At 71.6% G+C, this 25,796-nt stretch carries 28 protein-coding genes; 11 read left to right on the top strand and 17 right to left on the bottom strand.

Annotated features, from left to right (window positions below; all coding sequences use genetic code 11):
• Positions 1–78 precede the first annotated feature (78 nt).
• Both LTT61_RS16800 and LTT61_RS16805 read left to right on the top strand, forming a co-directional pair.
• Positions 79–1,176: a CaiB/BaiF CoA transferase family protein gene (locus LTT61_RS16800; RefSeq protein ID WP_233014813.1), complete on the top strand. Its 1,098-nt coding sequence runs from the start codon at positions 79–81 to the stop codon at positions 1,174–1,176.
• Positions 1,177–1,228: 52 nt separating this feature from the next.
• Entirely contained in the window at positions 1,229–1,660 is a 432-nt protein-coding gene (locus LTT61_RS16805; protein ID WP_233014815.1) for a hypothetical protein, read from the top strand.
• A 67-nt stretch (positions 1,661–1,727) separates the two neighbouring features.
• Here LTT61_RS16805 and LTT61_RS16810 read toward each other — a convergent pair whose 3' ends face one another.
• Both LTT61_RS16810 and LTT61_RS16815 read right to left on the bottom strand, forming a co-directional pair.
• A complete protein-coding gene (locus LTT61_RS16810) occupies positions 1,728–1,955 on the bottom strand; it encodes a hypothetical protein (RefSeq protein WP_233014817.1) in 228 nt (75 codons plus the stop codon).
• 171 nt (positions 1,956–2,126) lie between these two features.
• A complete protein-coding gene (locus tag LTT61_RS16815) occupies positions 2,127–3,620 on the bottom strand; it encodes a PLP-dependent aminotransferase family protein (protein ID WP_233014827.1) in 1,494 nt (497 codons plus the stop codon).
• Between the two features lie 63 nt (positions 3,621–3,683).
• Here LTT61_RS16815 and LTT61_RS16820 point away from each other — a divergent pair, with 63 nt between their 5' ends.
• Positions 3,684–3,947 (top strand): hypothetical protein, encoded by a 264-nt coding sequence (locus tag LTT61_RS16820; RefSeq protein WP_233014828.1) that lies wholly within the window; start codon positions 3,684–3,686, stop codon positions 3,945–3,947.
• A gap of 56 nt (positions 3,948–4,003) precedes the next feature.
• Entirely contained in the window at positions 4,004–4,537 is a 534-nt protein-coding gene (locus LTT61_RS16825) for a methylated-DNA--[protein]-cysteine S-methyltransferase (protein ID WP_233014830.1), read from the top strand.
• Here LTT61_RS16825 and LTT61_RS16830 read toward each other — a convergent pair.
• From LTT61_RS16830 to LTT61_RS16845, 4 genes are all read right to left on the bottom strand, one after another.
• Complete coding sequence (locus LTT61_RS16830) at positions 4,534–5,013, bottom strand: hypothetical protein (protein WP_233014832.1); 480 nt, start codon at positions 5,011–5,013, stop codon at positions 4,534–4,536. The genes LTT61_RS16825 and LTT61_RS16830 overlap by 4 nt on opposite strands.
• A 250-nt stretch (positions 5,014–5,263) precedes the next feature.
• The gene (locus LTT61_RS16835) at positions 5,264–5,443 is read right to left on the bottom strand and encodes a hypothetical protein (RefSeq protein WP_233014834.1); all 180 of its coding nucleotides are present in this window, start codon (positions 5,441–5,443) and stop codon (positions 5,264–5,266) included.
• 133 nt (positions 5,444–5,576) lie between these two features.
• The gene (locus tag LTT61_RS16840; protein WP_233014836.1) at positions 5,577–5,825 is read right to left on the bottom strand and encodes a helix-turn-helix domain-containing protein; all 249 of its coding nucleotides are present in this window, start codon (positions 5,823–5,825) and stop codon (positions 5,577–5,579) included.
• Positions 5,826–5,911: 86 nt separating this feature from the next.
• The gene (locus LTT61_RS16845) at positions 5,912–7,201 is read right to left on the bottom strand and encodes an adenylosuccinate synthase (RefSeq protein ID WP_233014838.1); all 1,290 of its coding nucleotides are present in this window, start codon (positions 7,199–7,201) and stop codon (positions 5,912–5,914) included.
• A gap of 231 nt (positions 7,202–7,432) precedes the next feature.
• Between LTT61_RS16845 and LTT61_RS16850 the strand changes: the two genes are divergently transcribed.
• Both LTT61_RS16850 and LTT61_RS16855 read left to right on the top strand, forming a co-directional pair.
• Positions 7,433–8,092: a hypothetical protein gene (locus LTT61_RS16850; RefSeq protein ID WP_233014840.1), complete on the top strand. Its 660-nt coding sequence runs from the start codon at positions 7,433–7,435 to the stop codon at positions 8,090–8,092.
• Complete coding sequence (locus LTT61_RS16855; protein WP_233014842.1) at positions 8,089–8,859, top strand: site-2 protease family protein; 771 nt, start codon at positions 8,089–8,091, stop codon at positions 8,857–8,859. The genes LTT61_RS16850 and LTT61_RS16855 overlap by 4 nt, the downstream gene beginning before the upstream one ends.
• Positions 8,860–9,039: 180 nt before the next feature.
• Here LTT61_RS16855 and LTT61_RS16860 read toward each other — a convergent pair whose 3' ends face one another.
• On the bottom strand, positions 9,040–10,188 hold the full coding sequence (locus tag LTT61_RS16860; RefSeq protein ID WP_420094648.1) for an FUSC family protein: 1,149 nt from the start codon (positions 10,186–10,188) through the stop codon (positions 9,040–9,042).
• Between the two features lie 7 nt (positions 10,189–10,195).
• Positions 10,196–10,633 carry a DUF3151 domain-containing protein gene (locus tag LTT61_RS16865; protein ID WP_233014844.1) on the bottom strand — a complete coding sequence of 146 codons (438 nt, stop codon included), beginning with the start codon at positions 10,631–10,633 and terminating at the stop codon, positions 10,196–10,198.
• 1,566 nt (positions 10,634–12,199) lie between these two features.
• On the opposite strand from LTT61_RS16865, the gene LTT61_RS16870 reads away from it, so the two are divergent.
• Both LTT61_RS16870 and LTT61_RS16875 read left to right on the top strand, forming a co-directional pair.
• Entirely contained in the window at positions 12,200–13,027 is an 828-nt protein-coding gene (locus LTT61_RS16870) for a hypothetical protein (protein ID WP_233014846.1), read from the top strand.
• Positions 13,028–13,073: 46 nt separating this feature from the next.
• Positions 13,074–14,135 (top strand): fused (3R)-hydroxyacyl-ACP dehydratase subunits HadA/HadB, encoded by a 1,062-nt coding sequence (locus LTT61_RS16875; protein ID WP_233014849.1) that lies wholly within the window; start codon positions 13,074–13,076, stop codon positions 14,133–14,135.
• Here the strand turns inward: LTT61_RS16875 and LTT61_RS16880 are convergent, their stop codons facing one another.
• The 3 genes from LTT61_RS16880 to fbaA form a co-directional block, all read right to left on the bottom strand.
• A complete protein-coding gene (locus LTT61_RS16880; protein ID WP_233014850.1) occupies positions 14,136–15,593 on the bottom strand; it encodes a DUF4185 domain-containing protein in 1,458 nt (485 codons plus the stop codon).
• Between the two features lie 166 nt (positions 15,594–15,759).
• On the bottom strand, positions 15,760–16,878 hold the full coding sequence (locus tag LTT61_RS16885; protein ID WP_233014852.1) for a BTAD domain-containing putative transcriptional regulator: 1,119 nt from the start codon (positions 16,876–16,878) through the stop codon (positions 15,760–15,762).
• 28 nt (positions 16,879–16,906) lie between these two features.
• Positions 16,907–17,941, bottom strand: coding sequence for a class II fructose-bisphosphate aldolase (gene fbaA / locus LTT61_RS16890; RefSeq protein ID WP_233014854.1), 1,035 nt, complete (start codon positions 17,939–17,941; stop codon positions 16,907–16,909).
• A 248-nt stretch (positions 17,942–18,189) separates the two neighbouring features.
• Between fbaA and LTT61_RS16895 the strand changes: the two genes are divergently transcribed.
• The gene (locus LTT61_RS16895; RefSeq protein WP_233014856.1) at positions 18,190–18,876 is read left to right on the top strand and encodes a DedA family protein; all 687 of its coding nucleotides are present in this window, start codon (positions 18,190–18,192) and stop codon (positions 18,874–18,876) included.
• Here the strand turns inward: LTT61_RS16895 and LTT61_RS16900 are convergent.
• The 3 genes from LTT61_RS16900 to LTT61_RS16910 all read right to left on the bottom strand — a co-directional run bounded on the left by LTT61_RS16900 (position 18,873) and on the right by LTT61_RS16910 (position 21,144).
• Entirely contained in the window at positions 18,873–19,958 is a 1,086-nt protein-coding gene (locus LTT61_RS16900; protein ID WP_233021047.1) for a glycoside hydrolase family 76 protein, read from the bottom strand. The two genes, LTT61_RS16895 and LTT61_RS16900, sit on opposite strands and share 4 nt — an antisense overlap.
• A gap of 181 nt (positions 19,959–20,139) precedes the next feature.
• On the bottom strand, positions 20,140–20,814 hold the full coding sequence (locus tag LTT61_RS16905; RefSeq protein WP_233014858.1) for a TrmH family RNA methyltransferase: 675 nt from the start codon (positions 20,812–20,814) through the stop codon (positions 20,140–20,142).
• A 9-nt stretch (positions 20,815–20,823) separates the two neighbouring features.
• Positions 20,824–21,144 (bottom strand): DUF4190 domain-containing protein, encoded by a 321-nt coding sequence (locus LTT61_RS16910; RefSeq protein WP_233014860.1) that lies wholly within the window; start codon positions 21,142–21,144, stop codon positions 20,824–20,826.
• A gap of 90 nt (positions 21,145–21,234) precedes the next feature.
• On the opposite strand from LTT61_RS16910, the gene LTT61_RS16915 reads away from it, so the two are divergent.
• Both LTT61_RS16915 and LTT61_RS16920 read left to right on the top strand, forming a co-directional pair.
• Positions 21,235–22,539, top strand: coding sequence for a sensor histidine kinase (locus LTT61_RS16915; RefSeq protein WP_233014870.1), 1,305 nt, complete (start codon positions 21,235–21,237; stop codon positions 22,537–22,539).
• A gap of 133 nt (positions 22,540–22,672) precedes the next feature.
• A complete protein-coding gene (locus LTT61_RS16920) occupies positions 22,673–23,308 on the top strand; it encodes a response regulator transcription factor (protein ID WP_332909251.1) in 636 nt (211 codons plus the stop codon).
• A gap of 22 nt (positions 23,309–23,330) precedes the next feature.
• Here the strand turns inward: LTT61_RS16920 and LTT61_RS16925 are convergent, their stop codons facing one another.
• From LTT61_RS16925 to pyrE, 3 genes are read right to left on the bottom strand one after another with little or no spacing between them, the layout of a single operon-like run.
• The gene (locus tag LTT61_RS16925) at positions 23,331–24,023 is read right to left on the bottom strand and encodes a lysoplasmalogenase (RefSeq protein ID WP_233014874.1); all 693 of its coding nucleotides are present in this window, start codon (positions 24,021–24,023) and stop codon (positions 23,331–23,333) included.
• A complete protein-coding gene (locus tag LTT61_RS16930) occupies positions 24,023–25,081 on the bottom strand; it encodes a beta-ketoacyl-ACP synthase 3 (protein ID WP_233014876.1) in 1,059 nt (352 codons plus the stop codon). Before LTT61_RS16930 ends, LTT61_RS16925 begins: the two co-directional genes overlap by 1 nt.
• 48 nt (positions 25,082–25,129) lie before the next feature.
• On the bottom strand, positions 25,130–25,705 hold the full coding sequence (gene pyrE / locus LTT61_RS16935; protein WP_233014878.1) for an orotate phosphoribosyltransferase: 576 nt from the start codon (positions 25,703–25,705) through the stop codon (positions 25,130–25,132).
• Positions 25,706–25,796: the final 91 nt, after the last annotated feature.

Consider the following 25,796-nt stretch of genomic DNA (forward strand, 5'->3'; position numbering starts at 1 on the left):
GCAGGGGCGCATAGACCCGCAACCCCTTGTTGTCATACTGTCAATACGAACGGCTGCGACGACGAACCGAGGTAGGGCGTGAGCACAGAAACCACCGGCAAGCAGGGCCCGCTCGCGGGCATCAAGGTGATCGAACTGGCCGGGATCGGCCCGGGCCCGCACGCGGCACTGCTGCTCGCCGACCTCGGCGCCGACGTGGTGCGCGTGCAGCGCCCCCACCAGCTGCCCGGGCACATGGAGCGCCCGCAGTGGCGCGGCCGCACGATCGTGGAGGCCAACCTCAAGGATCCTGCCGACATCGCGAAGGTGCTCGACTTGGTCGAGAAGGCCGACGTGCTGATCGAGGGCTTCCGGCCGGGCGTCACCGAGCGCATGGGCCTCGGCCCGGACGATGTGCTGGCCCGCAACCCGCGCGTCGTCTACGGCCGGATGACCGGCTGGGGCCAGCACGGCCCGCTCGCGGACCGCGCCGGCCACGACATCAACTACATCTCCATCACCGGCGTGCTGCACGCCATCGGCCGCAAGGGTGAGCGCCCGGTGCCGCCGCTGAACCTGGCGGGCGACTTCGGCGGCGGCTCGATGTACCTGGTCTTCGGCATCCTGGCCGCGCTGGTCGAGCGGCAGAGCTCCGGTAAGGGTCAGGTCATCGACGCGGCCATGGTGGACGGCGCGATCTCGCTCTCGCACATGATCTGGGGCATGCGCGGCGTCGGGCTGTGGTCGGAGGAGCGCGGCACCAACCTGCTCGACACCGGCATGGCGTTCTACGACACCTACGAGACCTCCGACGGCAAGTACATGGCCGTCGGCGCGATCGAGCCCCAGTTCTACGCCGAGCTGCTGAAGGGGTTGGAGATCGACCCCGCCGGGCTCCCGCACCAGATCGACCCGAACGGGCAGGACGAGCTCAGGAAGCTCTTCACCGAGAAGTTCAAGTCCAAGACCCGCGACGAGTGGGCCGCGGTCTTCGAGGGCACCGACGCCTGCACCAGCCCGGTGCTCACCTTCACCGAGGCCGAGCAGAACCCGCACCTGGTGGCGCGGAACAGCCTGGTCGACATCGACGGGGTGGTGCAGCACGCGCCCGCGCCGCGGTTCTCGCGGACGCCGCCCGAGGTGCCGAGTGCGCCGCCCACCGAGGCGACGCCGATCGACAAGGTCTGGGCGGAGTAGGTTCTCGACCGGTGGTGCGGGCGTGTCCGCGCCACCGGTTATCGTTCCCGCTGTGGCACAACCGAATACGTACGCGCTGTACGCGTGGGGCAACTTCATCCGGGAGACCGAACTGGACCGGCTCGGCGGCTGGCTCGCGCCCGATGTACTCAACGGCACACTGAGCTTCGAGAATCCGTTCCTGGTGTTCCACGACGATCTCGCCCTCCGCGTGGACGCGAGCCGGAGCTGGTATCTGGTCGATGGCGACTATGTCCTCGGGCGTGACGTCGCCTCGCCCGGAGACGATTGGCGGATCGGCTATCTGCGTCTCGCCACAGACGGCACCGAGGATGCGGCGCTGCGCTGGATCAATGGCATCGAGGAGGGTGCGGAGCTCGACCGCGTCGACAGCGCGGACGGTGGGGTCGGACCGCTCGGCGAGGTCGTCGCGGTGTGGGAAGATCCGCACGGGCAGTGGGATCTGGCGATGGTGAAGCAGTAGAACCGGCGACCGCCCGCCCCGGCTGGTGCCGAGGCGGGCAGTGTGACCGAATGCCGCCGCCGGCGTATTACCTGCTGGCCCAGATCACCTGGCAGCCGTTGCCGGTGGCGGTGACGCGGGCACTGATGCCCTGCTTGTTCAGCTCCGCGGCACGCCGGTCACACTGGGACTTGTTCGAGTAGTTCTCGGTCTCCACCCGTCCCACCGGCTTCTCCGCGTGCGCGACGGCGCCCCCGAAGATCCCGAAGGCCATGGCGACCGCTGCCGCGGCAGCCATCCTCGACCGTGCTTTCATGTTTCCTCCCCTGTCGAATCTCCTCGTCAGCCGCGGGCTGCGCGGCCTGACAGGAATCCTGGCCCACCCGCGCGGTGCCGCCAAGGAGGCACTTTGTCGTCCGCTCGGCACATGGAGGTAACCGCCCAGGTAGCCACCGGCGCCGGCGCGGTGTTCGCTGCCGGTGCGCGGTCAGTAGGTCAATGGCTGGAGAGGGTCGGCGGCGCGCGGGGTGAGGGCTTCGTAGGCGCTGGCGATCGACTTGACCGCCAGCCGCAGGTCCGCCTCCTGATGCGTATACGGGAGACGAAGGAACCGCTCGAAGGCGCCCTGGACGCCGAAGCGCGGTCCCGCGGTCAGCAGGACGCCGTGGTTCGGGGCCGTAGCGGCAAGAGCGGTGGAGACGGGTGCGGGGAGCTGTGCCCAGACGGACATGCCGCCGGTGTTCGGCGCGACACGCCAGTCGGGGAGCTCCTCGGCGAGTGCGTCCAGCAGCGCTGCCCGCTGGTCGCGGAGGTGGCTCCGGCGGCGGTCGAGCAGCACGTCGGAGATGCCGAGCAGGTGGACGAGGGCGAGCTGGTCCATGACGGGGGTGCCGAGGTCGACGGTGGAGCGGATGCCGAGCAGCTTGGTGATGAGCGCCTGGTTGGTGCGGATCCAGCCGACGCGCAGCCCGCCCCAGAACGATTTCGAGGCCGAGCCGATCGTGACGATCTCCGATCCCTTCGCGAAAGCCGCTGCGGGGGGCGGGGCTTGGGAGCCACTGAGGTCGAGTTCGCCCATGGACTCGTCGACGACGACGGTCATCCGGGTTTCGCGGGCGATGGCGGCGAGTTCGGCGCGGTCCTCGGCGTCCATCCGGAGGCCGGTGGGGTTGTTGAAGTCGGGGACCAGGTAGGCGAGGGTGGCGGCGGTTTGCCTGGCGGCGCTGCGGATGCCGTCCAGGTCCCATGCCTTGCCGGGCTCGTCGGGGCGCAGCGGGACGGGGACCGGGCGGGCGCCGACGTCGCGGATGGCCTCGATGCCGTTGGGGTAGGTGGGGTGGTCGATGAGAACCCGCGCCGTCGGCGAGGTGAGGACGTTGAGCAGCAGGCGGAGGCCGTGCTGGGCGCCGAGGGTGACCAGGATCTGGTCCGGGCCGGTGGGGAGGCCGCGTTCGGTGTAGCGGCGGGCGATGGCCTCGCGGAGGGCGAGCACGCCGACCGGGTCCATGCCGTGGGTGCCGAGGAAGGACGGGATGCCCTCCAGGGCGGCGGCGTAGGCCTCGCGCATCTCCGGGGGAGCGGTCATGGCGGCGTAGGTGAGGTCGATGGTGGGTTGCTCGGGCTGGGTCATCATGGCGAGGATGCTGCGGGACGGTTTGCTGCCGTCGTGCTGGACGGCGGGGGGCAGCGCGACGGTGCTGCGCGAACCCTGCCTGCTGATCAGGTAGCCGTGCTCGCGGAGCAGCGCGTACGTGGAGGTGATCGTGGTGCGGCTGACGCCGAGCGTGGTCGCCAGGTCGCGTTCGCTGGGCAGCGCGACGCCGAGCGGGGCGCGGCCGTCGTGGATGAGCAGCCGGATGCCCTCGGCCAGGGCCAGGTAGGCGGGGCGGGAGCCGCGCTTGGCCTCGGACTCGTCGCCGGCGCTGCGCCAGCTGCCCAGATCGCGGGTGAGGCTGGTCGCACCGATCACTCTTGTCGCCATAAGTGTCCAGTATTCGGCAAGTGGCTATGTATCGGCAAGTCCAGTTAGCGGATTCTCATTCCTATGACCGCACTGCTCACCCTCTTCGCCCTGACCACCTTCGGCCTGCTGGCCTACTACTACGCGCCCCGGGACGGGGAACCGCCCTGGTATCCGGAGCGATTCCGCTCGTTCCCGAGCAACGATCCGGGCCCGTCCGCCTACGACATGCATCGGCAGATCGCGGATCTGGAGGCGTTGCGGGCCAGGGAGGAGAAGTACCAGGCCAGTTCGACGGAGACGTCGGACAGCCGAACCGAAAGGTCCACCCACCGGAAAGTGGCCTGATTTCCGTCGGGCCGGTCCGCGCCGAAGGTGTCGGTGCGTACCGGCAGACTGAGGGCATGGCGACCGTCGTCTTCGATACGGAACTGGGTGCGTGCGCGCTCAGCTGGGTTGGCGACGCGGTGACCGGGTTCGCGCTGCCGGAGTCCGATCCGGAACAGTTGCGGGCTCGGTTCGCCGAGCGCGACGGCACTCCCCCGCTGACCGAGGCCCCGGCTGGAGCGATCGCGGCCGCGGTCACCGCGATCCGTGCCCACCTCGCCGGGGAACTCGACGATCTGCGCTGGATCGCGCTGGATCTGTCCGGGGTTCCGCAGTTCCATCGGGAGATCTATCGGATCATCCGGGAGGTGCGGCCGGGGCGGACCATCGGGTACGGGGAGGTTGCCGCTTTGGCCGGGGCGCCGCGCGGCGCGCAGGCTGTCGGGCGGGCGATGGGGCGGAATCCGATTCCGCTGATCATTCCGTGCCATCGGGTGCTCGCCGCCGACCATGCGCTGCACGGGTTTTCGGCGCCGGGTGGGATCGATACCAAGCAGCGGATGCTCGCTATCGAGCGGACGTCGGGGTTCGGGGAGCCGACGCTGTTCTAGACACCGCGGAACTCGATGTGCACGAACAACGTGTTCTCGTCGCGCATGTCGACGGTGACGTCACGAATCATCACCTCACCCGCTGCCGAGGTGAACCAGGCTTCCTGCGCCTGTTCCACCCGAGGCGACGAGGCCAACGGCGGTCCTGCGATGGTTTCTATCAGGCCGAATCGTGTGCGGGGGTTGAACTGGGCAGGGAACCGCGATTGTTCGAGCATTGCCGCGAAGCCGTCATGAGTTGTTCGTACCGCGATCTGGTACTTCCGGTCCCGGATTGTCTCCCGCTTGACGAGCAGCACCGAGGAATCGGATGGCAGGACCCAATCGCCGTAGTCGGTGGCTTCCTGCAACAATTCCGGGCTCAGCGACTCCTCGACATCGGGCACCTTCATCTGGTCGACCGCGTAGTAAGTCGCACGCTGGCACCCGTACAGACCGAGTGCAACCAACACACTCAGGCCGAGGAACCACGCCACCCATACCCGCCACCGGCGAGCACCACCATTGCGCGCGCTACGTTTCATCGCGGTGTCCCGGTTCCACTCGGTGGCGGAAGATTCAGGTCACTCCCTGAGATCCGTGGCGAAACCGTTGAGGCTCGGCAACGCTGCCGACAGATCACTCACGCCGCCCCCTGCATGCCGGAGGGGGCAACGTGCTGTTGAGAACGAACACGTCCGAGCGCGTAGTGCACGATCGGCCGGGGCGGATTAGGAGTGTATCCCGTCAGGGCAGCGGGTGCTCCCGGTAGAAGAGGCAGGGATCGCCGGTGAGGGCGCCTTCCTGGCAGGCGAAGTAGGTCTGCAGGCAGGCGTTCGTGGTGCAGCCGAGCCGGAGTAGTTGCTCGCGGACGCGGAGGTTGCGGTCCTGCACCGACTCGGTCGGGGCCGAGGTTTCGGATGTCACCGTGACGGAGGTTTCCTGCGCGCCGCAACCGAGCAGGAGCAGGGCTGACACCAGCAGCGGGAGCGCCCATCGGGCTCCCGTTCGTCGCGCTGCGGTCATGGTCTTCCTCCTGCGTGGGCGCTACACCGTAGCGCTACTCTCCCGGCCCGCCGCAGTCGACGACGCCCCACTCCTCCTCGATCGCGCGCAGCTCATCGAAGGCCGCGCTCTGCCGTTCGAGCTGCCCGCGCCGGTAGGCCAGTACGTCGCTGGTGCGCAGCCGCGTGTGCGACCCGACGTCGCGGGAGGGGATCTGGCCGCTCCGAACGAGTTTCATCAGCGCGGGCCGCGACATGCGCAGGATGTCCGCGGCCTCCGTGGTGGTGATCTCGGATGCATTCACCGTCGGCCCACTTCCGTAGCGGTACGCGGCCAAACTAGGCCGCCGCGCATCGGCTGTGCAACCGACTTACAGGTGGAGGAGTGGCGTCAGCTCAGAACGTCGTGCCGGACGATCGTCTGATCGCGCCCGGGCCCGACCCCGATGCACGAGATCCGAGCCCCCGACAACTCCTCCAACCGCAGCACATACGCCTGCGCGTTGGCGGGCAACTCCTCGAAGGTCCGCGCGTGCGAGATGTCCTCCCACCACCCCGGCATCTCCTCGAAGATCGGCTTGGCGTGGTGGAACCCGGTCTGCGTGGTCGGCATCTGCTCGACCCGCTCACCATCCACCTCGTAGGCGACGCAGATCGGGACGCGGTCCAGGCTGGAGAGGACGTCGAGCTTGGTGAGGAAGTAGTCGGTGATGCCGTTGACGCGGGTGGCGTAGCGGGCGATCACGGCGTCGAACCAGCCGCAGCGGCGGGCGCGGCCGGTGGTGACGCCGACCTCGCCGCCCTGCTTGGCGAGGAATTCGCCGTACTGGTCGAAGAGCTCGGTCGGGAAGGGGCCGGAGCCGACGCGGGTGGTGTAGCACTTGAGGATGCCGAGCACCGTGTCGATCTTGTTCGGCCCGATCCCGGCGCCGACGGCTGCGCCGCCCGCCGTGGGGTTGGACGAGGTGACGTACGGGTAGGTGCCGTGGTCGACGTCGAGCAGGGTGCCCTGCGAGCCCTCCAACAGCACGGTCTCGCCGCGCTCCAGCGCCTCGTTCAGCTGCAGCCTGGTGTCGGCGATGCGGTGCGTGAAGCCGGCGGCCTGCGCGAGGACCTCGTCCACCACCTGCTGCGGGTCGAGCGCGCGGCGATTGTAGATCTTGACCAGCACCTGGTTCTTGAATTCCAGTGCTGCCTCGACCTTCTGGGTGAGGATCTTCTCGTCGAGCACGTCCGCAACCCGGACGCCGACGCGGGCCACCTTGTCCTGGTAGCAGGGGCCGATGCCGCGGCCGGTGGTGCCGATCTTCTTGTTGCCGAGGAAGCGTTCGGTCACTTTGTCGATGGCGACGTGGTACGGCATGATCAGGTGCGCGTCGGCCGAGAGCAGCAGCCCGGAGGTATCGACGTCGCGCTGTTCCAGTCCGGCCAGCTCGTCGAGGAGCACACCGGGATCGACCACGACCCCGTTGCCGATCACGTTGGTGACGCCGGGGGTCAGGATGCCGGACGGAATGAGGTGCAGCGCGAACTTGTCACCGTTGGGAAGCACCACGGTGTGGCCGGCATTGTTGCCGCCCTGGTACCGAACCACCCACTGCAACCGCTCACCGAGCAGATCGGTCGCTTTGCCCTTTCCCTCGTCGCCCCACTGGGCGCCGATCAGGACGATTGCCGGCATGGTGCTGACTCCTACGGTTCGAGGCGCAGCACCCTCTGTGCTGCAGCTACCTGCCGTACTGGGGCGGTGGCCGGGAGGACAGTCTAGCCGACCGGCCGCGCACGGCCGGGAACCGCTGTTCTCCACGCTGTGCCGCGCGCGGCTAAGCTCGCACGGTGCGGACCGGCGAGTGGCCGGTCGCGGCGGGCGGAGCGCGGCGGTCGTTCGGACCGAGGAAGGTGTGCGGCCACGGTGAGTACCCACGTTCTCCGTTGTGCGGACGCGCCCGTCCCGATCGCGCTCGCCTCGCAGCCGACCACGCAGACCGATCCCGTTCCGGCCGAATCGCTGGTGGACGAGCTGCTTCCGGTGCTCGCCACGGACAGCAAGCCACGCCTGATCGTGCTCGGCGCCGACGCGGCGCTGGCCGCCGTCCTCACGCACCTCATGCGGACCGAGCGGTTGCACGTCGAGATCGGCTACGTGCCGGTGGAGAAGACCTACGGCTCTCGCGCCTACCAGACCGGCACCGGCAACGCCGCGGCCAAGCGCGCGCTGGAGGGCAGGGCCGCCGAGACCCCGCTGATCCGGGACGACACCGGCACCGTGCTGGTCGGGCGCGCCACGCTCACCGGCCCGGACGGCGGGGCGCTGGAGGGCGAGGTCTACGTGGACGAGCAGCGGCTGTTCACCGGGGCGGTCCCGGCGCTGCTGGTCTCGCCGTCGATCGAGGAGCCGGGGGTGCGCGCCTGCGTGCGGCGCCGGTTCCGCAGGCGGCGCTGGCTGGAGGGGAGGGCCGCGCAGCTCGGCACGCCGGGCGCGGTGGTGACCAGGGACGGCATCGCGAACGACCGGGTGGTCAAGCGCGCCAGCTTCTACCGGCACCACGAGCCCTGGCTGCTGGTGCGATGAGCCTGCCGACGGCGCGGCGCGCGGTGCGCCCGAGCCCGATCTTCCTGCTGGTGCTCGCGGTCGCGATCGGCGGCGGGGTGCTGGCCTGGACCGCCGAGCTCGACTCGGTGCGGGCCAAGGCTGGTGTCTTCACGCTGGTGGTGGCGGGCTGGGTGGTGACGCTCTGCGTGCACGAGTTCGCGCACGCCTACGCCGCGTGGCGGGCGGGCGACCGGGAGGTCGAGATCCGCGGCTACCTGACGCTGAACCCGCTCAAGTACAGCCACCCGCTGCTCTCGATCGGGCTGCCGATCGTCTTCATCGCGCTCGGCGGGATCGGGCTGCCCGGCGGGGCGGTGTACGTGCGGACCGACTTCGCCTCCAAGCATGTGCAGCGGCTGATCTCGGCGGCCGGGCCGCTGGTCAACCTGGTTTTCGCGGTGCTGCTGCTGGCGATCGTCCGGGTGTTCGGCAGTTCGAGCGAGCACGCGGCGTTCTGGTTCGGGTTGAGTTTCCTGGCGTTTCTCCAGGTCACCGCCGCGCTGCTGAACAGCCTGCCGATTCCGGGGCTGGACGGGTACGGGGTGCTCAAGCCATCGCTCAGCTACCGGACGAGGCGCGGGCTGGAGCAGTTCGAACCGTTCGGCATGCTGCTGGTCTTCGCGCTGCTCTTCACGCCCGCGATCAACGCGGTCTTCTTCGACGTCGTCTACTGGCTCTTCGAGCTCTCCGGCGTGCCGGACGTGTGGTCCCGCTACGGCGGCTACCTCACCCGGTTCTGGACCTGAGGGTGGGTCGCCCGGCTCACCGGGGAGGAGCCGGGCGACCACATTCGGCCGACGGGATCCCACCGGAGTGGGAGCGCGGCCCCGCCGACCGAAGTATCGGGCCGCGCACCCCTCGTGGCTCGGCCCGACCTGAACGCTAGGGTTCCGGCGCCGCCGGGACGCGAGTAGCGGACTACTCGACTACTCCGCCGGGCGCACGTACGGGTTCTCCACCGTCGGCGGCAGCAGCGCGATGGCCGAGATCCGCTTCATCCCGCAGACCTGCATGAGATCCACGACGGCCGACCTGAGCTGCGCGAACACCACGTGCGCCGACAGCCCGGCACCCGCGACCAGCTCCGGCCGGGCGGCCTTGGCGATGCTGCGCAGCACCCGGGCGGCCTCGGCCTGGTCGGGTTGCTCGCCCGGGTCGGCGAGCATCATCGCGCGCATGACCTCGACGGCGTGGCCGAGCTGCTCGATCGCGTCGATCAGCCGCTGGTCCAGGATCTCGTCGTCGCGGATCAGGGTGAGCGAGCGGCGCAGCAGGACGCGGACGTTGCGGACCGCGTTGTCCAGCGGGTCGGCGGTGGCGCCGACGCGCTCCAGCCGGGTGCGGGAGTTCCAGTAGAGCGGGGAGATGCGGCTGATCTCGCGGCCGCCCTCCAGGGTGGAGCGCAGCGCGTCGATCTGCGGCTGCGTGGCGCGCATGGCGGTGAGCGCGGCGCGCACTTTCTCCTGGTCCTGCTCCAGCAGCCCCTCGGCGCCCTGCAGCAGCGCGTCGCGGGTGACGGCGAGGACGTCGGCGGCGTGGTTGCGGGCCCGGCGCACCGGGTGCAGCGGGATCGCGGCGACCACGACCACCCCGACCAGCCCGCCGACCAGGGCGTCGACCATCCGGGAGAGGTCGCCGCCGGAGGCGGGCGGCAGCAGCGTCGCCACCAGCACCGCCGAGCCCGCGGCCTGGATCGAGATGATCGAGCCGCCGTCGAGGAAGATCGCCAGCGCCATCGCGACCGCGACCACCAGCGCGATCTGCCAGACCCCGGTCCCGACCCGGGAGATGAAGACGTCGCCGATGCCGATGCCGACCGCGACGCCGACCACCAGCTCCACCGAGCGGCGCACCCGCGCGCCGAACGAGATGCCGATCGAGACCACCGCCGCCGTCGGCGCGAAGAACGGCTGCGGGTGGCCGATCACGGTGTGCGCGATGAACCAGGCCAGCGCGGCGCCGACCGAGCACTGCAGGATCGGCAGCGCCGAGGTGCGCAGCCGCTGGGCGGAGCGGCGGAAGCGGTCGGCGCCGCTCTGCCCCGCCGCCCTGACCCGATCGCGCGTCGCCGCCAAAGCCGGGTCAGTCCAGGCCGAGCTCGGCCGCCGCCCGCGGATCGCAGTCCTCGAGCAGGTCGAGGCAGCGGGCGTACTCGTCGCTCTCACCGACCGCTTTGGCGGCCCTGGCCAGCGCGCCGACGCTGCGCAGGAAGCCGCGATTCGGCTCGTGGCTCCACGGGACCGGGCCGAAGCCCTTCCAGCCGTTGCGGCGCAGCAGGTCGAGGCCGCGGTGGTAGCCGGTGCGGGCGAAGGCGTAGGCGGCGACCACGTCGTGGTTCACCTCGCCCTCGCCTGCCCGGTCCAGCGCCGCCTCGGCCAGGAGCGCCCAGGCGATGGAGGCCGACGGGTGCGCGGCCGCGACGACGACCGGATCGGCGCCGCCGTCCAGCGCGTCCTCCGCGTCGTGGAGTTCCGGAAGCAGGACCGGCTGGGGGCCGAGCAGATCACCGAACGAGGTCATGGGGATCATTGTGCACCGCTCCCGGAAATGCTCGATAGGCTGGCGCGCAACTCACAAGACCCGGCCTGGAACGAGGGGTAGTAGGTGTCCCACCCGAACGACGAGACGAACTCGGTATCCGGAGATTCCGCGCCAACGGAGGCTATTGCTGCGCAGGGGGGTGATGCGGTGACCGAGAAGGTGGGGTTGCAGGGTTCTGCTGCGGGGCAGGGGGATTCGAGTTCCCCGCAGGGGCAGGGTGTTCGGCCGGGGCAGGTGGACGCGGCGGCGAGCGGGCAGGAAGTGGGGGGTGCTGGAGCTGCTTCGGCGGTTCGGAAGCCGGGAGTGGCGCCTGAGCAGGCGTCCGGTGGGGGGCAGGGTGGCGGCGGTAGTGCGCCGCACTCGGCACCCGGTGCCGGCGAAGCTGGTGGCCCTGCGCAGGCGTCCGGTGGGGCGGGAGGGCCGGGCGGCGCTCCCGCGAAGACCGAATCGCCGCAGGAGCCGGGCAGCGCTGGTTCGTCCCGCGTACCAGGCGCCGACAAGCAGCCGCGGACTCCCGCGGGGGTGCAACCTCCGCAGGGCTCGGGTACCGCGGGCTCTGCGCAGCAGACCGACGGGGACAAGACCGCGCAGGCACCGGCGGCGGACGCACCCTCTCAAGCGTCGGGCGGGCCAGGCTCGCCGCAGGGGTCGAGTGGTACCGAGCCACCGCAAGCACCGGCAGCTGCCCAGCCGCCGCAAGGTCGGGGTGAGCCCGGCCCCGCTCAGGGCGCCGGAGGGAGCAGGTCGGCGCAGGCACCCGCGGGAGCCCAGCCAGCGCAAAATCCGAGCCGGCCCGGCCCGCCCCAGGGGCCCGGTGGCACCGGTTCGCCGCAGGCACCCGCAGGAGCCCAGCCGGCGCAAAATCCGGCCCGGCCCGGCCCGGCCCAGGGACCCGGCGGCACCGGGTCGCCGCAGGCACCAGCGGGCGCCAAGCCGCCACAGGGCCATGGCGGGGCCGGCGCGCCCCAGGCACCCGCCGGGAACAAGCTGCCGCAGACACCTGCGGGAACTCAGCCACCGCAGACACCTGCAGGAACTCAGCCGCCGCGAGGCACGGGTGGGCCCGGCTCGGCGCCGCAAGCAACCAAGCCGCCGCAGAGCCCTGCCGGGCTCGGCTCGCCTCAGGGACCTGGCGGCGCCAAGCCGCCCCAGGCACCCGGCGGGACTCCCCCTGCACAAGCGCCAAGCGGAACTCCGCCACGGTCTGGTGGCGCGACACCTCCGCAGGCACCTGGCGGAGCTCCGCCGCAAGCAGCAGGCGCGACACCGCCACAGGCACCCGGCGAGACGAAGTCACAAGCCCACGGCGCGACCCCTCCGCAGGCCCCCGGTGGAACTCCGCCGCAAGCAGCAGGCGCGACACCGCCCCGGGCACCCGGCGAGGCGAAGTCACAGGCCCCCGGCGCGACCCCGCCGAAAACGCCAGGCGGAAACGCGCCGCAGCAGACGCCCCCTGCCGAGACCCCTGCGGACGGGCAGGCGGACAAGACCGAGAAGATCGCTCGCCCGGGGGCGGCGGACAACTCGGCGGACGAGACCGTCGCCATGCGCACTGTCCCGGCTCCGGGCAACGCCGACGCGCCGACCCAGGCATTCTCCGTGCAGCAGCAGGGGGACCCCGACGGGGTGACGCAGCGGATCCAGCGCACCGACCGGGTGCCGGGCGCGGTCCCGCTGAGCAAACCGCCGACCACCCCGCGCCCGGCCCCCGGCCCGAAGCAGGCGGGGGCGCAGCGCCCGACCGGCCCGGCCCAGATCGAGGAGGGCCGCCCGGGCCCCGGCCCGCAGCGCCCGGCCGAACCGCGCCAGGTGTCATCCGCCCCCTCCCCCGCCGACATCCAGCCGACCCGCCCGGCCCAGCAGCAACAGCGCCCGATCGCGCCACCGCAGCGGATCGAACCGCAGCAGCAGCCGCAACCGGCCGCACCGGGTAGGAGCCAGAAGAAACTGCTGCTGATCGGCGGCGCGGTGATCGTCGTGATCGTGGCCCTCGTCGCGATCATCGCCGCACTGGCGGGCGGCGGCACGGACTCCCCGGAGACCCAGGTGCGCGCCGCGATCTCCCAGTACACGTCGGCGCTGGACCGGGGCAACCTGGCGGGGCTGCGCGAATCCACCTGCGGCGCCCTGCACGACTACTACCAGGGCATCTCGGAACAGGATTTCGCCGGCGTGCACCAGCTCTCCCGGCAGTCGGGCAGCATCCCGGTGGTGGAGAAGGTGGACGCGGTGCGGGTCACCGACGCCACCGCGCTGGCCCAGGCGACCGTCTTCATCCCCTCCGAACCGAACGCCAAGACCGAGCGCACCTTCGACCTGCAGCGCACCGACGCCGGTTGGAAGGTCTGCGAGCCGCCCACCGGCACGCCCTGAACCCCGAACGGTCACCGTCCGTTCACGCCAGTAGCATTTCCGCATCATGCGCGATCAGACGACGACGCTTTCGGGGGTTAAGGACGTGGCGCAGACACAGACGCTCACCGGGCAGCGGTTCCGGGTACGGGACCGCTACGAGGTGGGGCGCGAGAAGATCAGGGAGTTCGCCAGGGCGGTACAGAACGGGCACGGCGCGCACCACCGGGAGGCGGACGCCGCGGCGCTTGGCTACGACCGGGTGCTCGCGCCGCCGACCTTCGCGTCGGTGATCGGGCTCGCGGCCACCCGCGCGCTGCTCGACTCGGTGCTCACCGAGTACGACATCTCGCAGATCCTGCAGACCGACCAGGTCTTCGAGATCCACCGCCCGCTGCTCGCGGGTGACTCGATGTCCAGCGAGATGCTGATCGAATCGATCCGCAACTTCGGCGACAACGACTTCGTCAATGTGCGGTTCGCGCTGCGCAACGATCGGGACGAGGTCGCGATCTCCGGGACGAGCACGATCGTGGCGCGCCGGGGCGCCGAGGTGGACGCCGACCTGGTGGAGGCGGTGGAGAACATCGTCATGCACTCGCGCCCGGTGGAACAGGTCGGCACGCTGGACGAGAGCGACCTGCTGATCCCGCTCGGCGTCGGCCCCGCACCGGCGAACCCGCCGCGCCGGGAGCGGGCGCCGCGCACCGTCCCGGATTTCGCGGCACTGACCAAGGGCGACGAGCTGCCGACCCGCACCGCCCGGCTCACCCGCGGCGACCTGGCGAACTACGCGGGCGTCGCGGGCGACCCGAACCCGATCCACTTCAGCGAGCACGCGGCCAAGCTGGCCGGGCTGCCGACGGTGGTGGCGCACGGCCTGCTCACCATGGGGCTGGCCGCCGGCTACCTGACCGACTGGCTCGGCGACCCGACCGCGATCGAGAAGTTCAGCGTGCGGTTCTCCGGGTTCGTGCCGGTGCACACGACGACGGCGAGCACGGTCGAGTTCGGCGGCCGGATCAAGTCGCTGGATCCGGAGCGGCGCAGCGCGACGGTGCTGCTCTCCGGCACCTCCGAGGGGCGCAAGCTCTTCGGGCGCGCCGTCGCGGAGGTCCGGCTCGGCTGATCAGCCGAGTTCGGCGTGCATCAGGTAGACGTTGTAGTCGCTCCAGGTGGTGATCGTGAAGTAGAGGTCACCGCCGCGCGACCACGGGTGGATGAAGCCGCCGTAGAGCTCCGGGTAGTCGAGGACGCTGACCGTCGGCGTACTCGGTGACCAGACGCCCTGCGGCGAGCTCGCCTCGCGCACGACGATGGCTGCCTTGGCGGTGTCCAGGTAGCTCACCTGCCAGACCCCGCGCTCGGCGTCGAACCGCACCGAGAGCTCCCCCGCGGGTGCCTCGACCACCGGGGACACCGCGGCGGAGCCGCTCGTCGGAACCCACGCGCCGTCCTTCCAGTATTGGTAGGCGGTGGTGTTGAGCACCTGGTCCTTCGGCACGCGGGCCAGCCCGACCGCGCCGAGCCTGGTGTTGGGCGTGCCGAAGAGGTAGACGTGGTCGCCCTGCGGCACCATCGCGCTCACCTGGAAATTCGAGACGCCGAAGATGTTGTCCCAGCGGGCGTGCGGGTCCTCGGTCCAGGTGCTGCCGCCGTCGTCGCTGTAGGCGATGCCGCCGTAGTTGGTGTAGAAGGTGCCGGGCGCGCTGTGCCAGGTGCGGATCGACATATAGCTCAGGAACTGCCTGGAGCCGATGGCAAAGCCCGAGGTGGGGATGGTGGTGATCTCCACATTGTCCATTTTGCGGCTGGAGAGGATCTCGGCGGCGTGGCAGCGGCCGTCGGTGACCATGCGGTCGAAGGTGACGCCGTCGCTCAGCTCCCGGTCGGTGCTGAAGGCGAGGACGTTGCTGCGCCAGTCGCCGCCCATGCCGCCCGGCGGGTGGAAGTTGTTGCCGACGGTGTCGCCGAAGGCCATGGCGATCTCGCCGGGGGCGCTCTCCCACATGATGCCGAGGTCGGTGCCCTGCACCTGCCAGCGCTTGTCGGTGCGGTTGATCGAGGAGGCGCCGGTCTGCTTGGCGACCTCGCGCACCTCGCCCACCCGCGGGGCCGCCGGGGCGGGTGCCTGCGGGGCCGGGTCGACCGGCGGCCGCACCGGTTCCGGCGGGGGCGGCGGCGGGACCGCGCCGGGCGCGGGGAGCGCGAAGTAGAACGGCTGCGGATTCAGCAGCAGCTCCGGGATGCCGAGGCGGCGGGCGACGCTCGGCGGTGGGTCCGGCCGGTCGGTGAGGTCGGGGCACGGGTTGCGGCAGGGGTCCTCCGGCAGGACCACTTCCTCGCGGACCGGTTGCGGTGCGGGCGGTTCCGGGGGAAGCACGGTGACCACCGGGTACGGGATCGGCAACTCGAGCGTCTTCGGGACCAGCGGCTCGTGCACCGGCGGCGGGTCGGTGACGCAGGGGCCGGTGCCCGGCGCCGGGGCGGGCTCGTCGGCGGCGGCCGGGCCGCTCGCCAGCACCCCCGCGGCGCAGAGCACCGCGCCGAGCACCGCCATCGTCCGCATCCCCGCAGACCCCGTCATCAGCGCAGTTCCCCTCGTCGGCAGACCAACCGGACCCGATCGCGTGCGACCCTACCGGCCGCACCGGCCCGGCATCCCGCGGATCCCGCGATCCGCGCCCGATCCCAGGCGGCCGTACCGCACTCGGCCGACCGGCATTCGGCCGACCGGCATTCGGCCGAACCGCTCAGCGGTCGGCGTGGAAGGTCAGCACCGTCGCGCCGATCCGGATGCTGTCGCCGTCCGCCAGCGGCGCGTCCTCGTCGATCGCCTCCTCGTTGATGAAGACGCCGTTCGCCGAGTTCAGGTCCTTGATCAGCAGCCCGACCCTGGTCGGGGTGATCGCGGCGTGGTAGCGGCTGGCCTTGGGGTCGTCCAGGACCAGGTCGTTGTCGGTCATCCGGCCGATCCGGATGCCGCTCGGCGGGATCAGCACGGCGCGGCCGTCGGCGAGCCGCAGCTGCCCGCTGCGCACGGTGCGCGGGGTCTCGGTGACCGTCTCGGTCATGGCAGCGGCGAGCTGGTCGGTGCGCTTGAGCTCGCTGGTGTGCAGCGGCTCCTGGCGCAGCACCCGCTGCTCCAGTTCGATCAGCGCGGGGCCCGGGTCGATGCCGAGCTCGTCGGCGAGCACGGCGCGCACCCGGCGGCAGGCGTCGAGCGCGTCGGCCTGGCGGCCGGAGAGGTAGAGCGCGGTGATGAGCTGGCCCCAGAGCGGCTCGCGCAGCGGGTGCTCGCCGGTCACCGCGACCAGCTCACCGATCACCGACGAGGCGCGGCCGCAGGCGATCTCGGCGTCGAACCGGGCCGAGGCGGCGAGCAGCCGCTCCTCCTCCATGGCTGTGGCGAAGCTGTCGGCGAACTGCAGCCCGGCCAGGTCGGCGAGCGCCCGGCCGCGCCACTCGCGCAGCGCGGCGGCGAAGTGCTGGGCGGCGCTCGCGTGATCACCAGCCTCGGCCGCCCGCGTGCCCGCCTCCCGCGCCGCCTGGAAGCGGCCGAGATCGCAGGCCTCCTCGGACACCTCGAGCCGGTACCCGGACGCCTCGGTGCGCAGCACCCGCGCCGGGTCGATGCCGGAGTTGCGCAGCGCCTTGCGGAGATTCGAGACGAAGACCTGCAGGCTCGCGGAGTAGGAGTCCGGCGGGTCCTCGTTCCACACCATCTCGGCGAGCGCCGACGACGAGACGGCCCGTCGCCGGTTCACCGCGAGCGCGGCAAGCAAGGCCCGTGGCTTGGGCCCGCCGAACGCCACCGGCACACCGCCGACGAGCAGTTCGACGGACCCGAGCACGCGCACATCGAGACTCATCTGCTCGAGCCCTCGTGGAGTCAAGGGGTCAGGCGCTGATCGACTTCCCCGCGGACTTCAGATCATTGCACGCCTCGACCACGCGCGCCGCCATCGAGGTCTCCGCCTTCTTCAGGTAGCCGCGCGGGTCGTAGACCTTCTTGTTGCCGACCTCGCCGTCGATCTTCAGCACGCCGTCGTAGTTGGCGAACATGTGCCCGGCCACCGGGCGGGTGAAGGCGTACTGGGTGTCGGTGTCGACGTTCATCTTGACCACGCCGTAGTTCAGCGCCGCCTCGATCTCGGACTTGAGCGAGCCGGAGCCGCCGTGGAAGACGAAGTCGAAGGGCTGCGCGTCGGCACCGAGGCCGAGCTTGGCCGCGGCCACCTGCTGCCCCTCGGCGAGCACCTCGGGGCGCAGCTTGACGTTGCCCGGCTTGTAGACGCCGTGCACGTTGCCGAAGGTGGCGGCGAGCAGGTACTTGCCGTTCTCCCCCGCGCCGAGCGCCGCGATGGTCTTCTCGAAGTCATCGGCGGTGGTGTAGAGCTTGTCGTTGATCTCGGCCTCGACGCCGTCCTCCTCGCCGCCGACGACGCCGATCTCGACCTCGAGGATGATGTTGGCCGCGGCCGTCGCCTTCAGCAGCTCCTGCGCGATCTCCAGGTTCTCGTCGATCGGCACCGCCGAGCCGTCCCACATGTGCGACTGGAAGAGCGGGTGCTGCCCGGCGTTCACGCGCTCCTGGGAGATCGCGATCAGCGGGCGGACGAAGCCGTCGAGCTTGTCCTTCGGGCAGTGGTCGGTGTGCAGCGCGATGGTCACGCCGTACTTCGCGGCCACCACGTGCGCGAACTCCGCCAGCGCCACCGCGCCGGTCACCATGTCCTTGACGCCGAGGCCGGAGCCGAATTCCGCGCCGCCGGTCGAGAACTGGATGATGCCGTCGCTGCCCGCGTCCGCGAAGCCCTTGATGGCCGCGTTGATCGTCTCCGAGGACGTGCAGTTGATGGCGGGGAATGCGAAGGAGTTCGCCTTGGCCCGGCCGAGCATCTCGGCGTAGACCTCCGGAGTCGCGATAGGCACTGGTGAGACCTCCGTGTTGAGCGGCACTGGCTAGTGCGGCGAAAGAGACACATATGTCGCTCACCACCCTAGGCCAGCGCATGTTCCCGGCCCACCAGGGGAGGGCCGCCGCTGCGCGAGCGAAACTCCGGGAAACCGGTACTGTTGTCAAGGTGATTTCGCTGGTGGCTCTCGGCACGATGAGGACTCGGTACGCCGAGACGAGTTCTCGGACGCTGAGCGAGCGGATTCGCTAGCAGGTGTCCGGAGTGCAGCAAGTTCTCGCGGTCGGCACCTTCGATCCGCTCGTCTCCGCAGGTCCGGCCGTCGTGTGGGCGGTCGTGCTCACCTTCGTCTTCCTGGAGTGCGCGGTCCTGCTCGGGCTCTTCCTGCCCGGCGACTCCATGCTGGTCACAGCGGGAATCGTGATGGCATCGCACGCCTCGGGCGAGGCGCACGTCTGGGCGCTCTCCGGCGGGGCCATGCTGGCCGCCATCGCGGGCAACCAGGTCGGGTACGTGATCGGCCGGCGCACCGGGCACCACATGGTGGCGCGGAAGAACGGCCGCTACATCAATGCCAAGAATTTGCAGCGCGTCGGCGACCTGCTCCACAAACACGGCTTCCTCGCGGTGCTCGTCGCCCGCTGGATCCCCTGGGTGCGCACGCTCTGCCCGATGGTGGCGGGCGCGGCCGGGATGGACCACCGCAAGTACACGATCGCCAGCACCATCGGCGCCGTCATCTGGGCGCCGGTGCTGTTGCTGATCGGCTACTACGCGGGCGGGTTCCTGCAGCGGCTGCCCTGGCTCATGCCGGTGGTCATCGTCGGGCTGGTGCTCGCGCTCGTCGTCGGCACGGTCTTCGGGATCAGGCAGTATCGCCAGGAGATGGCGCGCCCGATCGAGGACTACGACCTGGACACCATGCCGATCCAGGTGATCAGGGAGCGCTAGAGCCCGGCGGCGGCGACCTGGTAGGCCGCCTCCATGAGCATCCAGCCGGAGAGCTGGACGGCCAGGTCGCGTTCAGGGACGGCGGAGGCGGTGACCGAGCCGCCGCTGGTGAAGCGGCCGGCGCCGACGCTGGTGCCGGGCAGTTGCGCCGGCTTGCTCCAGTCGTTGCCGAAGAGCGGCTCACCCTCGACGTCGAGCCGGTTCGCCCACGCCGCCTCGGCCGACTCCCTGACCAGCGCGGCCGCGATCCTGCGGTCCTCCTCCTGCACCGGGTCGTCGCCGGGCAGCAGCACCGCGACCACCGCGAGGTAGCGCGTCAGGATGCCGTTGAAGAGCCCGCCGTCGCCGCCACCGCCGCCGTTGATCACGTCGTTGGTGGACATGGCCCGGCGGACCGCGCCGAGCAGGTTGTGCACCCGGTCCAGGTGCCGCTGGTCGCCGGTGTGCGCGGCGAGCTCGGCGTCCAGGCCGAGGACGACGCCCTGGCAGTAGCTGAAGACCGGCCGCTCGATCTCGCCGGACGGCAGGTGGATGCCGTCCAGGATGAGCCCGGACTCCGGGTCGCGGAGGTTGGCGTCGAGCCAGTCCGACATCTCCTGCGCGCGGGCCCGGTAGCCGAGCCGGGAGAGCGCGATGGCGGCCGGGCCGTTGGCCGGGGCGTTGAAGAAGTCGGAGCCGATGCGCCAGGGCAGGCCGCCGCCGACGGCCGGGTTCCAGCCGTCGTGCAGCGCCTTCGCCAGCGCGGTGAGGGCGCGGCGGGCGGGCAGCTCCTGGGTGCGCTCGGCGCGCTCGAGCGCGATGGCGAGCCAGGCCATGTCGTCGTAGTACTTGTTGGTCCAGCCGGTGAGGTTGCGCAGCCGGTGGCTGCGGGCCAGTGCGCCGACCCGGCGGCGGCGGGCCGGGGTCGGCACCCGGTTGGCGGCGTCCACCGCGCAGTCGATGAGGTGCGCCTGCCACCAGTAGTGCCAGTTGAAGAAGGCGCGCTCGCGCCGGGTCGGCGGCCAGCCGACCACGCCGAGCGCGGTGCGCGGAAGCACCCAGACCGAGCGCAGGTGCCGGGAGAGGATCGCCGATTCGGCCATGTCCGCCCGCTCGGACCACAGCGCGGGGGTCGCCGCGCCGCTCGATTCGGACTGGGGGCGGCCGCTCCGCGAGGTCATACCCTCCATGGTGCCAGGTCGGCGCGCGGAATCGCGGCCCATCCGTGACCGTTCCAGCCGTGTCTCGCCGCGGCGCGCCGGGCGGACATGTTTGCGGCTCTCGTCACCAGGCGGTGCCGAGGTCGGCGTGCTGGCGGATCCAGGAGTGCATGGCGATGCCGGCCGCGACGCCCGCGTTGATGCTCCTGGTCGAGCCGAACTGGGCGATCGAGACGGTCAGCGCGGCCGCCGCTCTGGCGGAGTCGGTGACGCCGGGGCCCTCCTGGCCGAAGAGCAGCAGGCAGTCGCGCGGCAGGGCGGCGGTCTCCAGCGGGACCGCGCCGGGAACGTTGTCCACCGCGACCACCCGCAGGCCGTTGCGCTCGGCGTAGTCCGCGAGCTCCGCGGTGCTGTCGTGGTGCTCCAGGTGCTGGTAGCGGTCGGTCACCATGGCGCCGCGGCGATTCCAGCGCCGCCTGCCGACGATGTGCACCGCGGCCGCGGCGAAGGCGTTGGCGGTGCGCACGACGGTGCCGATGTTCGCGTCGTGCCCGAAGTTCTCGATCGCCACGTGGAACGGGTGCCTGCGCGCGTCGATGTCGGCGACGATCGCCTCCCGCCGCCAGTACCGGTACGCGTCCACCACGTTCCGCCGGTCCCCCGCCGCCAGCAGCTCCGGATCCAGCCGCGGATCCTCCGGCGGCGCAGTGCCGTACTCCGCCCGCCACGGCCCCACCCCGTGCGGATGCTCCCCCCATTCCGTGGGTCCCACCGGCTCGGGTGTCTCGGGGTCGGGCACCCGGACATGCTAGTACGTCGAGGTGGTCGAGCTTCCCGCGACGATGGCGATGATGACGGCGACGACGATCACCAGGATGGTGAGGACCAGGATCACGGTGCCGATGATGCCGCAGATGTAGCCGGCCAGGACGGTGCTGCGGCCGCCGATGGCGCCGCCGGAGTTGTCGATCTCCTTGAGCGCCCTGCCGCCCATGACGAAGGCCACCGGGCCGAGGAACTGGCAGAGCACGAGGCCGAGTACGCCGACGATGACGATGGTGGTGGCCTGCGGGTGGTCCGGCGGCCGGAAGTAGGGCTGCTGCGGGTACCCGGGCGGGGGGTAGGTCATGCGCAGATCGTACGGGGTGGTGCTGGCTACACCGGGAATCCGGCGGCTCGCCTCCTCGCCCGCGCCGGGCCGGGCGGCGAGCATGGAGGCATGACCGAGAACCCGGCCCGCGCCGTCCTGCTCGCCCCCTTCCGCGCCCGCACCTGGCGCGATCTGGCCTTCGTCGTGCTCGCGGTGCCGCTGGGCGGCCTGGTCGGGCTGTATCTGCTGATCGGGTTCGGGATCGGCCTCTCGTTGACGGTGCTGCTGGTCGGCGTGCCGCTGGTTGCGCTGGTACTGCTCGGCGGGCGGGTGTGGGGGCGGGTGTACCTGACACTCGCCGCGGCGCTGCTCGGGGTCGCGGTGCCGGAGCCGCCGCCGTTCACGCCGAAGCCGGGGCTCTTCGGCTTCCTCGCGGGGGCGTTCGGCGACCGGACCTCATGGCGGGCCCTGCTCTTCCTGCTGCTGCAGGTGGCGCTCGGCGCGGTGCTCGGCTGGAACGTGCTGCTCGCGGTGGGGCTGGCGGGGATGCTCGCGCTCTCGCCGCTGATCTGGCTGCTCACCGAGCCGGTCAACGTGGACGCGCGGGGGGTCGAGCACCGCTCGTTCATCCAGTTCGGCGAGTTCTACGTGGACTCCTGGCCGCGGGTGCTGCTGGTCGGGGCGGTCGGCGTGCTCTGCTGCCTGGCGGCGCCGTGGCTGCTGCGGGTGACCGCGCTGCTGCACGGGCTGCTGGTGCGCGGGCTGCTCGCGCCGACCGGGCGCGATCGGGAGGTGGCCGAGCTGGCCGCGAAACGGCGTGCGGCGGTCGACGATTCGACGGTGACGCTGCGCCGGCTCGAGCGTGACCTGCACGATGGGACGCAGGCGCGGCTGGTGACCATCGCCATGGCGCTCGGCCGCGCCGAGCAGCGGCTGCACTCCGGCGGCGATCCAAGCGAGCTCGTCACCGCGGCGCACGCCGGGACCAAGGAGGCACTGGTGGAGCTGCGCGAGCTGGTGCGCGGGATCCATCCACCGGCGCTGGAGCTCGGGCTGGAGCCCGCGCTGGAGACCCTGGTCGCCCGGTGCGCGGTTCCGGTAGAGCTGCGCTGCGTGCTTCCGGTGCGGCCGAGTCCGGCGATCGAGGCGATCGCCTACTTCTCGGTGGCCGAGCTGCTCACCAACGTCGTGAAGCACTCCGGGGCGCAGGCGGCGGAGGTGCGGGTGCGCGGCGATGCGGAACGGCTGACGCTCACCGTCCGGGACGAGGGCCGCGGCGGGGTGCTGCCGCCCGCCGTCTCCGAGCAGCCGGTCGGCGGGCTGGCCGGGCTCGCGGCGCGGGCCCGCTCGGTGGACGGCGAGCTCACCGTGGCGAGCCCCGATGGCGGGCCGACGGCGGTCACGGTCGCCCTGCCCGTGGCCGTGCCGGAGTGAGCGGCTCGGACCGGCCCGACGCCGCGGTCGGGCACGATGCCGACCGGATAGCCCGGCACCCGCTCGCCGCCGGGTCTGCCACGCGGTCGCGGACCGTGATCACTCCCCCGGCGGGGCTGCCGTGACCCCGCCGCTGCGGGTGGTGATCGCCGAGGACTCCGCGATCCTGCGCGACGGCCTCGCCGCGCTGCTCGCCGACCACGGCCACGAGGTGGTCGCCATGGCGGGCGACGCGCAGGCGCTGATCCGAGCCGTCACCGAGCACCGCCCCGACGTCGCGGTGGTCGACATCCGCATGCCGCCCACCTTCACCGACGAGGGGCTGCTCGCCGCGCTGCAACTGCGCCGCGGCCACCCGGGCCTCGGCGTGCTGGTGTTCTCGCAGTGGATCGAGACCCGCTACGCCACCGAGCTGCTCGCGGCGGGCGCGGCGGGGGTCGGGTACCTGCTCAAGGACCGGGTCGCCGACGTCGGTGAGTTCGTGGACGCGCTCACCCGGGTGGCGGCAGGCGGCACCGCGCTCGACCCCGAGGTGGTGCGCCAGCTGATGAACGCGGGCCGGGACGGCCTGGACCGGCTCACCCCGCGCGAGCGCGAGGTGCTGGAGCGGATGGCCCAGGGGCTGAGCAATGTCGCCATCGCGGCCGCGCTGCACGTCACCGAGCGGGCGGTGGAGAAGCACATCGGCAATATCTTCACCAAGCTCGACCTGCCGCCGTCGGACACGCACCACCGCCGCGTGCTCGCGGTGCTCCGGCTACGGGGTTGAGGCGGCTACCGGATTGAGGCGGCTACCGGGTCGAGGCGTGCGCGGCCGGGTCGGCGAGCAGGTACTGCGCCGCCGCGTAGGTCGCCAGGATGACGCCCTCGGCCAGCCGCCGCGAGCGCTCGCCGCGCAGCAGCAGCCTGCGGAGCACGATGAGCCCGTCCGAGACGGTGAAGAGCAGCGCGCCGAGCCCGAGCCTGCTGCGCGGGTCGTCGTCCGGTAGCGCGATGCCGCCGACGGTGGGCGAGTTCGGCGCCAGATCGGGATCCGAGGCGAGCACCCCGGCCGCTCCGAGCGCGAGGCCGTACCCGGTGAGCGGCGCCGCCACGGCAGGCGCCTGCCTGCGCAGCAGCGCGGCGGCACCGGCCCAGGCCAGCAGCCGCGGCACCGCGACGGCGGCGGTCGGCCGGGCCCCGCGCCGCCACCAGAGCGCCGCGTAGCAGCCCTGCATGACCCCGAACGCCGAGGCGCCCGCGACCAGCCTGCGGTCGTCGTCCGGGTCGATGAGCAGCACGTCGCCGACGGTGGCGGCACCGAGCGCCGCGAGCAGCGTGCTCCGCCCGGCCGGGTCGATCGCCTTCCCCGCCACCGCGACGTCCGCCGCGAGCAGCGGCATGAGCAGCGGCTTGCCGACCCACTGCCAGCGCTCCCGCCCGGTGACCGCCCCGGCGACGGTGAGCGCCGCCGCGGCGAGGAACCCGGCCCGGAACGGCCGCATCAGAAGCTCGGCTCCTTCGGCGCGGGCGGCAGCGTGACCACCTGGCCCGCGTAGCTCAACCCGGCGCCGAAGCCTAGCAGCAGCGCGGTCTGGCCGCCCTTGGCCTTCCCGGATACCAGCATCTCCTCGATGGCGAGCGGGATGGAGGCGGCCGAGGTGTTGCCGGTGTTCTCCACGTCGTTCGCCATCGGGATCTCGTCGGCGAGGCCGAGGTTCTTCTTCATGAGCTCGTTGATCCTGGCGTTCGCCTGGTGCGGGATGAAGACCTCCAGCTCGTCCTTGGAGACCCCGGAGACCTCGAGCGCGGTGGAGAGCGCGCGCGGCAGCGTCACCGCGGCCCAGCGGAAGACCCGCGGCCCCTCCATCCGGATCACCATGCGGCCCACCGGATCCGCGGCCGGGTCGGTGCCCTGCAGCTGCTCCGCGCGGTCCTCGTAGGCGAGGATGTCGTAGTTCTGCGAGATGGCGAGCGCGTTCTCGCCGTCACTGCCCCAGACGGTCGGCGAGATGCCGTTCTCCTCGCTCGGGCCGATCACCACCGCGCCCGCGCCGTCGCCGAAGATGAAGGCGGTGCCGCGATCGTGCGGGTCCATCCCGACCGACATGGTCTCGACCCCGATGAGCAGCACGTACTTCGCCGACCCGGCCCGGATCAGATCCGCGCCGACCCCGAGGCCGTAGCAGAACCCGCCGCAGCCGCTCTCCAGGTCGAAGGCCGCCACCCCGTTGATGCCGAGGTCGTAGGCGATCGACGGCGCGCCGTGCGGGGTCTTGTAGGGCCAGGTGCCGGTGGCCAGGATGACGGTGCCGATCTCGGCGCGGTCGATCCCGCTGCTCGCGATCGCCCGCTCGGCGGCGGCGACGGCGATCGTCCTGACCGTCTCGTCGCCGCTGATCCAGCGCCGGTTGCGGATCCCGCTGCGCTCGAAGATCCACTGATCGGTGGAGTCGAGTACCTCGCAGACCTCGTCGTTGCTCACGAGGCGGGTAGGTCGATAGGCACCGATACCGAGCATCGCCACATTCTCTCGACCCTTGTTGACAGCAATGCTCACCACGGGTGACTCACACGACCCTTCGAAACGCAGGACAAACCGCCTATCAGGCTATCCCAGCTCGAGATCGGCCAATCCGAGGATGGAGCGGTAGCCGAGCCCCTCGGCGGCGATCACCTGGTCGGCGCCGGTCTCCCGGTCGACGACGGTGGCGACGCCGACCACGTCGGCGCCCGCCTCGCGCAGCGCGCGCACCGCGGTGAGCGGGGAGTTTCCGGTGGTGGTTGTGTCCTCGACCACGAGCACCCGGCGCCCGACCACGTCGGGGCCCTCGATCCGGCGCTGCATGCCGTGCTCCTTGGCGGCCTTGCGTACCACGAAGGCGTTGATCGGGCGGCCGGGGGCGTGCATGACGGCGAGCGCGACCGGGTCGGCGCCCATGGTGAGGCCGCCGACGGCCTCGAAGTCCCAATCCGCGACCAGCTCGCGCAGCAGGCTGCCGATCAGCGGGGCCGCCCGGTGGTGCAGGGTGGCGCGGCGCAGGTCGACGTAGTACTCGGCGTGCTTGCCGGAGGACAGGGTCACCGGGCCGTGCACGACGGCCAGCTCGCGCACGAGGCGCGCCAGTTCACCCCGGTCGGCGGAGCCGGAGCGGTGCTGAGCCGTCTCGATGGCGTGGTCGATCATCTGGTCTCGCGTCCTTTCGCGTGCGTCGGACAAAATCCGGCGCGCCTGTCGCACGAGCGTCCGCCGGTCGCGGTCTCCGGTACGCGCGCGC

The sequence above is a fragment of the Nocardia asteroides genome, from assembly GCF_021183625.1.
GTDB lineage: Bacteria > Actinomycetota > Actinomycetes > Mycobacteriales > Mycobacteriaceae > Nocardia > Nocardia asteroides_A.